The 12350-nt window shown below is 41.8% G+C and carries 13 protein-coding genes; 7 read left to right on the top strand and 6 right to left on the bottom strand.

The window, feature by feature from the left end; translation table 11 throughout:
- Nucleotides 1–22 precede the first annotated feature (22 nt).
- Nucleotides 23–553, top strand: coding sequence for an FMN-binding protein (locus ACULLH_RS09150; protein ID WP_454088440.1), 531 nt, complete (start codon nucleotides 23–25; stop codon nucleotides 551–553).
- Nucleotides 553–1059 carry a hypothetical protein gene (locus ACULLH_RS09145; protein WP_454088439.1) on the top strand — a complete coding sequence of 169 codons (507 nt, stop codon included), beginning with the start codon at nucleotides 553–555 and terminating at the stop codon, nucleotides 1057–1059. The genes ACULLH_RS09150 and ACULLH_RS09145 overlap by 1 nt, the downstream gene beginning before the upstream one ends.
- Here ACULLH_RS09145 and ACULLH_RS09140 read toward each other — a convergent pair.
- Nucleotides 1056–1406: a DUF6686 family protein gene (locus ACULLH_RS09140; protein WP_454088438.1), complete on the bottom strand. Its 351-nt coding sequence runs from the start codon at nucleotides 1404–1406 to the stop codon at nucleotides 1056–1058. The genes ACULLH_RS09145 and ACULLH_RS09140 overlap by 4 nt on opposite strands.
- A gap of 139 nt (nucleotides 1407–1545) precedes the next feature.
- Here ACULLH_RS09140 and guaB point away from each other — a divergent pair, with 139 nt between their 5' ends.
- On the top strand, nucleotides 1546–3018 hold the full coding sequence (gene guaB / locus ACULLH_RS09135) for an IMP dehydrogenase (RefSeq protein WP_454088437.1): 1473 nt from the start codon (nucleotides 1546–1548) through the stop codon (nucleotides 3016–3018).
- 4 nt (nucleotides 3019–3022) lie between these two features.
- Here the strand turns inward: guaB and ACULLH_RS09130 are convergent, their stop codons facing one another.
- From ACULLH_RS09130 to lysA, 3 genes are all read right to left on the bottom strand, one after another.
- Nucleotides 3023–3547 (bottom strand): thioredoxin family protein, encoded by a 525-nt coding sequence (locus ACULLH_RS09130; RefSeq protein ID WP_454088436.1) that lies wholly within the window; start codon nucleotides 3545–3547, stop codon nucleotides 3023–3025.
- 69 nt (nucleotides 3548–3616) lie between these two features.
- Nucleotides 3617–4030: a DUF3995 domain-containing protein gene (locus tag ACULLH_RS09125; RefSeq protein WP_454088435.1), complete on the bottom strand. Its 414-nt coding sequence runs from the start codon at nucleotides 4028–4030 to the stop codon at nucleotides 3617–3619.
- Nucleotide 4031: 1 nt separating this feature from the next.
- Nucleotides 4032–5270 (bottom strand): diaminopimelate decarboxylase, encoded by a 1239-nt coding sequence (gene lysA / locus ACULLH_RS09120; protein ID WP_454088434.1) that lies wholly within the window; start codon nucleotides 5268–5270, stop codon nucleotides 4032–4034.
- Between the two features lie 164 nt (nucleotides 5271–5434).
- Here lysA and ACULLH_RS09115 point away from each other — a divergent pair, with 164 nt between their 5' ends.
- The 4 genes from ACULLH_RS09115 to ACULLH_RS09100 all read left to right on the top strand — a co-directional run bounded on the left by ACULLH_RS09115 (nucleotide 5435) and on the right by ACULLH_RS09100 (nucleotide 8482).
- Entirely contained in the window at nucleotides 5435–6073 is a 639-nt protein-coding gene (locus ACULLH_RS09115; RefSeq protein ID WP_454088433.1) for an LON peptidase substrate-binding domain-containing protein, read from the top strand.
- 132 nt (nucleotides 6074–6205) lie between these two features.
- On the top strand, nucleotides 6206–7399 hold the full coding sequence (gene sucC, locus ACULLH_RS09110; RefSeq protein ID WP_454088432.1) for an ADP-forming succinate--CoA ligase subunit beta: 1194 nt from the start codon (nucleotides 6206–6208) through the stop codon (nucleotides 7397–7399).
- A 139-nt stretch (nucleotides 7400–7538) separates the two neighbouring features.
- Entirely contained in the window at nucleotides 7539–7940 is a 402-nt protein-coding gene (locus ACULLH_RS09105) for a TerB family tellurite resistance protein (RefSeq protein WP_454088431.1), read from the top strand.
- A 116-nt stretch (nucleotides 7941–8056) separates the two neighbouring features.
- Nucleotides 8057–8482: an Hsp20/alpha crystallin family protein gene (locus ACULLH_RS09100; RefSeq protein ID WP_454088430.1), complete on the top strand. Its 426-nt coding sequence runs from the start codon at nucleotides 8057–8059 to the stop codon at nucleotides 8480–8482.
- 90 nt (nucleotides 8483–8572) lie between these two features.
- Here ACULLH_RS09100 and uvrB read toward each other — a convergent pair whose 3' ends face one another.
- Both uvrB and ACULLH_RS09090 read right to left on the bottom strand, forming a co-directional pair.
- Complete coding sequence (gene uvrB / locus ACULLH_RS09095) at nucleotides 8573–10561, bottom strand: excinuclease ABC subunit UvrB (protein WP_454088429.1); 1989 nt, start codon at nucleotides 10559–10561, stop codon at nucleotides 8573–8575.
- 48 nt (nucleotides 10562–10609) lie between these two features.
- Entirely contained in the window at nucleotides 10610–12346 is a 1737-nt protein-coding gene (locus ACULLH_RS09090) for a T9SS type B sorting domain-containing protein (protein ID WP_454088428.1), read from the bottom strand.
- Nucleotides 12347–12350: the final 4 nt, after the last annotated feature.

Raw genomic sequence — 12350 nt, 5'->3', positions numbered from 1 at the left:
TCTAAATTAATATATTTGGGGCATGAAATTGGTTAAACCATTTGCCACATTGTTATTGCTGTTCCTTTTCGCCGGATTTGGTATTCCAAAAGGAGTACACAAAAAAGTGATAAAAGAAGTTGGAAAAACTTTTGAGGTTACCAATTTCAACTTAACTCCGATAGTTGTTGCCAAAGACGTGAACACAGAACTTCCCACAAAGATTTCGGGCGAGAATTTTTACAAGATTGATGTTCAAGATTCGATCCTGGGTTATGCATTTGTTGATCAAGCCCCGAGCAAAACGGCCAAATTTGATTACTTAGTGGTTTTTGACGGAGAATTAAAAGTGTTGAACTCCAAGGTTTTGATATACCGCGAGGAATATGGCGGTGAGATCGGGAGTAAAAGATGGTTAAAGCAGTTTATTGGCAAAACAGGCGGGGACAGAGTTAGCGAAGAAACCAATATCGATGCCATTTCAGGTGCTACCATTTCGGTACGGTCCATGACAAAGTCAATGGACAATCTTTTGCAGACCATTGGTATCCTTCAGGAAAAAGGCGAATTGTAATGGAATACAATGGTCTGCTGACTACATTTCCGAAGGAAATCCGACATTTTATAGCGGTATTTGTTGTTATTCTTTCCATAGGATTTTTTACGGGCTTACTATTTGTGGGGCAGACAGAATCAACGACTCCTGCCGGATTGGAAGAAAACTATCTGGGCAATGAGGAAGATGAAAGTGCCACTGTGATGAAATTCAAAAAAGGTGAGCGGGAGATGCTTACCATTGTGCATACCCATATATTGTCAATGTCCTTTATTTTTTTCCTTATGGGAGGACTGGTTTGGATCTCCAAATTTCCTAAAAACTGGAAGTTATTCTTGACCATAGAGCCTTTTCTATCCGTTTTATTGACGTTTGGTGGCATTTATTTAATGTGGACCGGAATGTCATGGATGAAATATGTTGTAATCTTTTCAGGTACGCTTATGACATTGACCTTCTCCTTTGCGGCGCTATTGGTCTTTTTGCAATGTATTAGGCCCGGACAAAGGGATTTAAGGGCCTAATTTTCGATAAACCCGTAGTTGATATCATCGTACTCCAAAAGCTCAACCTGTTGTAGGTTTATGGTCAATAAGCGTTTGATTTCTACGATTTCCCGTTTGCTTACCAGAATAATAAAGTGCTTTTGACCTACCGAAATTGGTATTTTACGTTCATGAATCCAATTTTTGAATTCGTTTTCCCAATAGGAAATGTCCAATTGGGATACATAGGATTTAAAGGAGTCGAGTTCCCACTCGTAAAGTTCAAAACACAGGTTATTATAAACCAATTGAAATAACTTGCTTTTATCACAAAAGGTCAATGTGCCATTTTTGGTTTGATTAAGAATTTTTAGGGACTCGCACATAGGGGTATATTTTGATGTAAATATATTTATTATTTATAATAAGTCTAAATAAATATAACATTAAAATACCCCAGAACTTGATTTGTCTTCTACTTGAATTAAAAGTGGTATATTTGCACGCAATTAATCCGTAATTGCAATGGAAGCCCACCTAAATAAAATTGTTGGCGAAGGACTTACTTACGACGATGTCCTACTTGTGCCGGCATATTCCGAAGTACTGCCCAGAGAAGTCAATATTCAAGCAAAATTTACTAGAAACATTACCGTTAATGTCCCCATCGTTTCTGCAGCTATGGATACGGTTACTGAATCCCAGATGGCGATTGCCATGGCCCGCGAAGGTGGCATTGGCGTATTGCACAAGAACATGACCGCTGAACAACAAGCCATAAAGGTCAGAAAGGTGAAGCGAGCCGAAAGCGGTATGATCATGGACCCTGTTACACTTCCACAAGATGCTTTGGTAAGGGATGCCAAGGCCAGTATGAAAGAACATAGCATTGGAGGAATTCCAATTGTCAATGGGAATAAAAAACTGATAGGAATAGTTACTAATAGGGATTTGAGGTTCGAAAAGAACAACAGCAGACCCATTGGTGAAGTGATGACATCAAAGAACTTGGTTACCGTAGGAGAGGGGACTTCCCTGGAAGAGGCCGAAGTAATTCTTCAAGAAAACAAGATTGAAAAACTTCCGGTTGTAAATGATAAGGATGAGTTGGTTGGACTTATCACGTTTAGGGACATTACCAAACTGACCCAAAAACCTATTGCCAATAAAGATAAATACGGTCGACTTCGGGTAGCCGCGGCAATTGGGGTGACCCAAGATGCTGTCGATAGAGCAGAAGCTCTAGTCAACGCGGGAGTCGATGCCATTGTTATTGATACCGCACATGGTCACACCAAAGGAGTTGTAAGTGTGTTGAAAGCGGTCAAAAAATCCTTCCCGGAATTGGAAGTCATTGTTGGAAACATAGCTACCGGAGAGGCTGCAAAATATTTGGTGGAAGCCGGTGCTGATGCTGTTAAGGTAGGAATCGGTCCAGGGTCAATTTGTACTACCCGAGTGGTGGCAGGGGTTGGATTTCCCCAGTTTTCTGCTGTTTTGGAAGTAGCTGCTGCCATAAAAGGTAGTGGAGTTCCCGTGATTGCTGATGGAGGGATTCGCTATACAGGTGATATTCCAAAGGCTATCGCAGCTGGTGCCGATACGGTGATGTTGGGCTCCCTATTGGCAGGAACCAAAGAATCCCCAGGTGAGACCATTATTTATGAAGGACGGAAGTTTAAATCCTATCGTGGTATGGGCTCGGTCGAGGCCATGAAAGAGGGAAGTAAGGACCGTTATTTCCAAGATGTAGAGGACGATATAAAAAAGTTGGTTCCAGAAGGAATTGTAGGTCGCGTTCCCTACAAAGGTGATTTATTTGAAAGTATCCATCAATTCGTAGGTGGACTACGTGCCGGAATGGGTTATTGTGGCGCCAAGGATATCGAAACCTTAAAGGAATCGGGAAGATTCGTAAAAATTACCGCAAGCGGTATCAACGAAAGTCACCCGCATGATGTGACCATCACAAAAGAAAGTCCTAATTATAGTAGATAACGGATTATTTACCCGCGTAGGCTTGCCAATCCTTGTCTTTATAGATGTCGTCCCCAAAATAGCGGGCAATCTGTAAGAATGGCTTCACTTTTTGGTATCCTGGAACAGGAGAAAGCATGTTTAGTTTTTCGTCAAGGAAAACCACTGTAGGATAGCTCATTTTACCTTGCAGAAGAGCTGCGGCAAATTCATGATATCCCCTTCTTCCCGAAGGAACATACTTGAATGTGTTACCTTTGAATTCAATGGGGTCCTTTCCCTCAGCATCCAATTTCACCATATAGAAGTTTTCCTGCATATAAGCAGCTACTTCTGGATTTTGAAAAGTGTCCTTATCCATTTTCTTGCACCATCCGCACCAGTCCGTGTAAACATCGATGAACATTTTCTTGGGGTTGGTATCAGTTTGTGACAATGCAACGGCCTCGTCCCAACTAAGCCACTTTACATTTTGGGCATGGGACTGAAATCCAACAAAAAGAAATAGAAGTAAACTGATCTGGGTTAAGTAGGTAAAAACTGCACGCATCGTTCCGAATTTTGAGGGTTTAGTCTATTGACTACATCAAAACTAACGAAAATTATGCCAAATTAGTGTTCAATCCATCAACTCCAATAAAAGTACCAGAATACCCATGAGCAAGCATAGGGGGGAGTAATATCGGGTATCGAGGGCAGAAAATTTGCTGTTTTTGGCTGTTTTGAAAAAACCCACGTACTTAAAATCGCCCAGGGCACGAACAATAAAAACCACACCAATTCCAAACGAAACGTATTTGAGCCAGGGATAGTTCACATAATTGGCAACCTTATTAATGAAAACAAAGGCAAAGCCCAGCAAAATTATACCTACAAGTACAGCCATAAGTTTACCAGGAGTTTTTACCTTATTGCTTCCTTCAGCGGTTGGAACTACCGCTTCCGGTTCTTTGATGCCAAATAATGCCCAAAAAAAGTGGAGTAAGGCCAAAGTGATCAGAACAATTGAAAGCAAAATGGCCAATACATCCATATTATTTGATAGCGGCAGCTTTAGGAATTTCGAATAAATCTTTTACATCAACCTGATTTCTAAGGATATCATCAAATGTTTCCCTTTGACGAATTAAATGGGCTTTTCCCTTCTGCCAAAGCACTTCTGCTGGTCGATATCTGGAGTTGTAATTGCTCGACATGGTAAAGCAATACGCACCAGCATTTTTGAAGCACAAAATATCACCTTCAGAAATCTCATTGATTCTACGGTTACTACCAAAGGTATCCGTTTCACAAATATAACCAACAACGGAATAATAACGTTCTTTGCCTTTGGGATTTGATAGATTCACAATTTCATGGGACGATCCATAGAGCATCGGACGGATCAAATGGTTGAAACCTGAATCCACGCTGGCAAACACGGTCGATGTAGTTTGTTTTACCACATTGACCTTTGCCAGGAAGAGACCAGCTTCGCTTACCAAAAATTTTCCGGGCTCAAATGCAAGGGTCAAATCCCTGCCGTATTCCTTGCAGAATTCGTTGAATCTTCGAGTCAATTTTTTACCCAACTCCTCGATGTTGGTTTCAATGTCTCCAGCTCTATAGGGAACTTTGAATCCACTTCCAAAATCAATAAACTCTAGATTTTTAAAGTTTTTGGCGGTTTCGAATAAGATTTCGGAGGCGTATAGGAATACATCAATGTCCAAAATATCGCTTCCAGTATGCATGTGGATACCATTGATATTCATTTTGGTGAGCTCCACGATTCGCAACAAATGGGGAATCTGGTGGATGCTTATACCAAACTTGGAATCGATATGACCTACGGAAATTTTGGAATTCCCACCCGCCATAACGTGCGGGTTGATACGGATACATACCGGAATATCGGGATGTTTGCTTCCAAATTGTTCCAATACCGAAAGATTGTCAATATTGATTTGTACACCAAGTGCTGAAGCTTCCTCTATTTCTTCCAAGGAAACACCATTGGGTGTAAATATGATGGATTCAGGCTTAAAACCTGCCATGAGTCCTAACTTAACTTCTTGTATGGAAACCGTATCCAGTCCACTCCCAAGGCTATTCATCAACCTTAGAATGGAGATATTGGAGAGTGCCTTGGCCGCATAATTCAATCTAAGACTTCCGACACCTGCAAAAGCCTTGGTCAATCGCTGAAATTGGGACGATATTGTTTCAGCATCATATACGTATAAAGGAGCACCGAATTGGTTCGCGAGCTTGAGTAAATTTTGGGAGTTCATAAGCTATCTTTGTTTCAAGCAAATCTAAAGGTTGCGGGGAAGTTTGGCAAGAATATAATAGCAAATCATAATAATATAACAAATTGTTTTAAAAATAACAATTAACGTTTGGCCAAGCTTGCGCTTTTACATCCGACATCGTACATTTAATCCAAATTCGCAGCATGAAATTACCTCTATTTCCGTTACAGACGGTTTTCTTTCCCGGAGAAACAGTTCCGCTCCATATTTTTGAGGAACGATACAAACAATTGATCCGGGATTGCAGGGAAGAGGCGATAACATTTGGAATCCCCGTGTTTATCAATAATACAATTGCCTACGGCACCGAAGTACAATTGGCTGAAGTGGTGACCACCTATGAAAATGGAGAAATGGATGTAGTCTGTGTCGCCAGGCAGGTTTTTAAGATTCTATCTTTTGAAAATCAAATGGAAGGAAAACTGTACGCTGGGGGGGATGTTGAATTTTTAGATGCCAATAATAATTCTGATGCTGACCTGAGGATTGAAGTACTGCAGAAGATTGAGAGTTTATATGAATTGATGGACGTTCCCTTTACCAAAATTCCTGAAAAACAGTTCAACAGTTATACACTTGCGCACAAAATGGGGCTTTCGTTCGAGCAAGAATACCAGTTGCTCCAAATATCAAGCGAAACCGATAGGTTGATGTTTATCAAGAAACATTTGGAAACCACTACCACAGTGCTGAGCGAGGTAAATCGAACAAAGGCCATTATCGAAATGAACGGTCATTTTAAGAATTTTGACCCGTTGGATTTTGAGGATTTTAAGATGTAGGTCGGATAACTTCGAGGCATGGCATGGCTTCGATTTTGAAGGAGATTGTCCTCGACCTTAATTATTCCTTTTTCATATTCAATTTGTCAATGTCGTTTTCTATTTTTGTCCCCAATTAAAAGTAATTCAAAAATGAATCTTCACGAATATCAAGGAAAAGAAATTTTAGCCAGCTTTGGGGTTAGGATCCAACGTGGTATTGTAGCACGTAACGCTAAAGAGGCAGTTGATGCTGCCAAACAACTTACCCAGGAAACCGGAACAGGATGGCATGTGATAAAAGCACAGGTACATGCAGGTGGACGTGGGAAAGGTGGCGGTGTAAAGTTGGCCAAAAACTTGAAGGAAGTGGAAGAATTGGCGGGTAACATTATCGGGATGAACCTGATTACCCCACAAACTTCTGCAGAAGGTAAAAAGGTGCACCAAGTGCTTATTGCAGAGGATGTTTACTACCCTGGTGATAGTGAGACCAATGAATTCTATATGTCTGTTTTGTTGAACAGGGCCTCTGGTAGAAACATGGTAATGTACTCCACTGAAGGAGGAATGGATATCGAAGAGGTGGCTGAGAAGACACCGCATTTGATTTTTACCGAAGAGATTGATCCTGCGACCGGATTGCTGCCGTTTCAGGCGAGAAGAATTGCTTTCAACCTTGGATTGTCCGGAGCGGCTTTCAAAGAAATGGTGAAGTTTGTTTCGGCGCTTTACAGGGCGTACGATCAAAGTGATGCGAGTTTGTTCGAGATCAATCCTGTATTAAAGACTTCCGATGACAAGATCATGGCCGTTGATGCCAAGGTTTCTATAGATGATAATGCTTTGTATAGAAGAAAGACCTATGCCGAAATGCGCGACCTTCGTGAAGAGAACCCAATTGAGGTAGAAGCTCGCGAAGTGGGTCTTAATTATGTTGATTTGGATGGTAACGTGGGATGTATGGTGAATGGTGCCGGACTTGCCATGGCAACCATGGATTTGATCAAAATGGCGGGTGGTGAACCAGCTAACTTTTTGGATGTAGGTGGTACTGCAGATGCCAAGCGTGTTGAAGAAGCTTTTAGGATTATTTTGAAGGATCCAAATGTAAAGGCTATCCTTATCAATATTTTTGGTGGAATCGTACGTTGTGATCGTGTCGCACAAGGTGTGGTAGATGCGTACAAAAACATGGGAGATGCCATTCAGGTACCCATTATTGTAAGACTTCAAGGTACAAATGCCGAATTGGCCAAGGAAATTATCGATAATTCCGGTTTGGCGGTACATTCTGCCGTACAGTTTCAAGAAGCTGCAGATAAGGTAAAAGAGGTGTTGAGTTAAGCGCTGCCCTTTAATTTCATATCAAAAGGAGCAACGTCATTTGGCGTTGCTTTTTTATTTTATGTTAATCCATCTCCATTTATACACTAAAATGGGTTGTTTTGGAGTTATCTTATTAAGAATCAGCTCCAAACCAAACATGGGAACCTACGAGGAAAAGTTAAGTATCCTTTCAGAAATGATAGCCTTTGCAAGAGTCGACCACACCTTGAAGGATTCCGAATACCAGTTTTTGCTTGGGGTAGCGTCAAACCTGGGGATTGACGAAAAGACCTTTGAAAAGTTGCTGAAGCAAAAGCCGCCCAAAGTAACCTTAAAGTCCCAGGCGGAACGTATAGTGCAGTTCCATAGGCTCTTGTTGCTGATGAACGTTGATCAAGAGCAACATCAAAAAGAAATCAGCACACTATATAATATCGGACTTACCATGGGGCTTCCGCCCTCGGCTATCGGGCAAGTGCTTGAAGTGATGCATAAGTATCCAAACAAGGTTGTTCCGGCAGATATATTGATCAATATTTTCAAGGCACACTACAACTAATGCCATATTGACAGTTAAAAATGTTAATAAAATGTCAAAATGACACACAAACTCTATTGGTATAACCTTTGACTATATCAGGGTGATTTACATGTTTAATATAAAATTTGATCACCATGAGTTTAGTGAAACGAAATAATCTGTTTTTCCCGTCTTTAATGAACGACTTTTTAAGTCCTGATTGGTTTGGAGGAGTTGATAATTGGAATACTTCTTTACCTGCTGTAAACATTAAGGACAATACTGAAGGTTTTGAACTTGAGTTAGCTGTGCCTGGAGGTAAGAAAGATGATTTTAAGGTAGAGGTAGATAACGACATCCTTACCATTTCCAGTGAAGCAAAATCAGAGAACAAAGAAACCAAAGAGAACTACACAAGAAAAGAATTTACGTATTCTTCTTTTAAAAGGGCTTTTACCCTTCCTGAAACCGTTGATGGTTCCAAAATCGACGCAAAATATGAGGATGGGATATTGAAAGTGACCCTTCCCAAGAAAGAGGAGGCACTTCCAGAGCCTAAAAGAATGATTACAATCGGATAAAACCTTTTAGGAGAACACCATCTCAGGTGTTTCATGATGGTTGGTTTAGTTGGTTAGTTGAGGAAAGCCCTGCATTCGCAGGGCTTTCTTTTATTCTTGCTCCTGCAACATTTTAATTTCGTCCCTAAGCTTCGCAGCCTCCATAAAATTGAGCTCTTTGGCTGCTTTCTCCATGGCTTTTCGCTTTTCACGAATCAATTTTTCCTTTTGGTCCTGTGTAAGGTATTCCAAATCCGGTTCAGCCGCCCTGAGTTCCTCTTTTTGAAAGTGGTAGGTGGAAACCGAGTTTTTGGCCAGGGCATTGTCAAGGTTTTTGTTCAAAGCTTTCGGAACAATGTTGTTCTCCTTGTTATAATTCAATTGCTTTTCCCTTCGGTAATTGGTCTCATCTATGGTTTTTTGCATGCTATCGGTAATGGTATCGGCATACATGATCGCTTTTCCATTTAAGTTACGGGCTGCTCGCCCAACGGTTTGGGTCAACGAACGATTACTTCTTAGAAAGCCCTCTTTATCCGCATCTAAAATGGCTACGAGCGAAACCTCGGGAAGATCAAGGCCTTCCCGCAGCAGATTGACACCGATCAGCACATCAAAAAGTCCTTTTCTAAGGTCTTGCATGATCTCCACACGTTCCAAAGTATCCACATCACTGTGAATGTATCGACATCGGACGTCAATTCTCGAAAGATATTTGGTCAATTCTTCAGCCATACGTTTGGTCAATGTGGTAACCAGCGTACGTTCATCCAATTCAACACGTTGTTGGATTTCCTCCACCAAATCATCAATTTGATTCATGCTTGGGCGCACTTCTATTATGGGATCCAACAATCCCGTCGGTCGAATCACCTGCTCGACATAAACGCCCTGGCTTAGTTGCAGTTCGTAATCTGCCGGGGTTGCACTGACATAGATCACTTGGTTTTGAAGTGCTTCAAATTCTTCAAATTTTAGCGGTCTATTGTCCATGGCTGCAGGAAGACGGAATCCATAATCCACCAAATTCTCTTTTCGAGATCGGTCCCCACCGTACATGGCATGTACCTGAGGTATGGTTACATGGCTCTCATCAATAATCATCAAATAATCATCGGGGAAATAGTCCAAGAGACAGAAAGGACGTGTTCCAGGTTCCCGACCATCCAAATAGCGGGAATAGTTTTCAATTCCAGAGCAATATCCGAGCTCTCGAATCATTTCCAGATCAAAATTGGTCCGTTCTTCCAAACGTTTGGCTTCGAGGGGCCTTCCTATATCTTGAAAATAGGCTATTTGTTTTACCAAATCATCTTGGATTTGATGAATGGCATTCTGAAGAATATCCGGGGAGGTAACAAACATATTGGCGGGATATATGTTCAGGGCATCGTACACCTCTATGACTCTATTGTTGAAAGGGTCCAATGCTTCAATTTCTTCAATCTCGTCACCAAAAAAATGAACCCGGAATGCATGATCGGCGTATCCAGGAAAAACATCGACCACATCTCCCTTCACCCTAAAATTCCCATTTCTAAAATCGGCAGTGGTGCGTGAATACAGACTTTGCACCAATTGTTTCAGGAATTTGGTCCGGGATATGACCTGGTCTCTTCGTATAGAGATGACATTTTTTTGAAATTCAATAGGATTTCCTATTCCATATAAACACGAAACTGATGCCACTACAAGTACATCCCTTCGTCCAGAGAGGAGGGAAGAGGTTGCACTTAGCCGAAGCTTTTCGATGTCCTCGTTGATGGAAAGATCTTTTTCAATATAAAGGCCACTGGTCGGAATATAGGCTTCGGGTTGATAATAATCGTAATAGGATACAAAGTATTCAATCGCATTATTTGGAAAAAACTGCTTAAACTCCGAATATAATTGGGCTGCCAGGGTCTTGTTATGGGCCAAAACGAGCGTAGGACGTTGTACCCTTTCCACGACATTCGCAACGGTAAAGGTTTTTCCCGAACCTGTAACCCCAAGAAGGGTTTGGTGCGGTTCCTTTTCATTGATTCCATTGACCAGCTCCGCAATGGCCTGAGGTTGATCTCCGGTGGGGCTAAAATCTGAAACAACTTGAAATTTCATCCCATAAAAATACTAAAGGCGCGTGCTAAAATGAAGTAAAAACAGGTATTATCTTTTAAGGGCAAAGTATCCTTTTATTTCACGGTTTGTATCATCGACCGCCCGAAACCAATAATTTCCTGAAGGGAGTGGCCGTCCAGCAAAATTACCGTCCCAGCCCAACGAATTTTGGGAGATTTCCTTGAGAAATTGTCCGTAACGGTTAAAAATACGGATGGATTGAAAAACGATGGTCTCCGAACCCCGGGGTTGTATAAACTGCCAGAAGTCATTGACACTATCCCCATTTGGAGTGAAGAACTTGGGGAATCCCTCTACCGTCAAATCTTGGGAAAAGGTTTCCTCGACGATACCGCAACCATTTTTATCCCGGACATAAAAGGTGTGGGTGCCAGGTGTTATATTGTTGAATACGTTACTGTTTTGATAGGGGCCATTGATATCATCCACGGCATATTCATAATCCCCCCCTCCCGAAGCATCAACGGTGACTTGTAAATTATTTCCCGATTCTTGCGAATTCAGGGCATTGATGGTGGCAATTTCGGAGGAGACCACAGTAAATTCTTTGGTTGAGGAGCATTCGATGAGTTGCCCCGATTGGGCAATATTGGTATATGCCTCGTACCGATACGTACCCGTTTGATTTAGGTTTACATCTGCAGTGCTTGAGATAAGGCTCTCGTTTCCAAATTGATCAATTCTATACCAACGATATCCATCCGCAACATCAGGAGCTGAAAGGGTTTGAGGTAGATTGTTTGAACAAATTGGTACAGTATCCGGAAGCGTAATTTCAGGGTTTAAGGTTATAAATTCCCCTGTGTTGGTGTCCAAATAAGGGCCACAACCCAACAAGGTAGAAAAACTCTCTTGGCCGCAACCAATTGCATCACCAGCTGAATTAAAAGGAACAATTCGAATAAAAAATGTTCGGTTGGGCTCAAATTCCAATACGAATGTGGAATTGGTCGGAAAGGCAGTATTATCCAATATATCGGCAGCATCAGGAGATGAGCCAATGGTCAATCTGTAGCCTGTTGCGCCAGGAACAGGAAACCACTCAAGCAACGGTGTCAAGGGCACATTGGTATCTCCATCCAACGGACTTATCAAATTGGTGCAACCCGGAATGGTGGCCAAGGCTCCTGTGGTAAAACTGGATTCTACACAACCTGTCGCCGTCCCATTTTCATTTCTCGGAATAACAGTTGCATATATCAGTTGGTTTGCAGGAAGTTCGCCGGGGGGATTGAACGAAAGTACATTTCCAGTCAAGGTTGGCGGAAGGATGTCACTTCCACCTGGAATTGTTCCAAGTCTGATAGAATAATCTGTGGCTTTAGGGGCATAATTCCACACAATATTGGAAAATACACTGACGTTGATGGCTCCATCAGCAGGAGTTCTTATTGTTGTGCAATCGGGAGGCGTGGTCACATCTTCTGTTCTGAACGATTGACCTGTGCAAACAATGTCGGCATTACCACCAAATAAAAAATCCAATATAATGGTTACGTGAATCTGTGTGTTCTCTGGTAATCCCAAAGGAGGGGTGTAAGTTGTGGAATTTCCAACAGAACGCTCTAGAATTTCAGCACCTCCGGGTGTGGTTCCTATACGGATACGATACGCGGGAATTCCATCGACAGATTCCCATGAAATGGATGTATCCACAGGAACATTGGTAGCTCCGTTCACAGGAGTCAACAGGTCAGGGCATTCCTGGGCCGTTCCGACAACAGCAAAGCTGAAAACCGTTATGAGAAGCAATTTTTTTAACATTTGA

The sequence above is a fragment of the Flagellimonas sp. 2504JD4-2 genome (assembly GCF_053642935.1).
The sequence above is the reverse complement of the archived record's forward strand: the minus strand, read 5'-3'. Positions and strand labels throughout refer to the sequence as shown.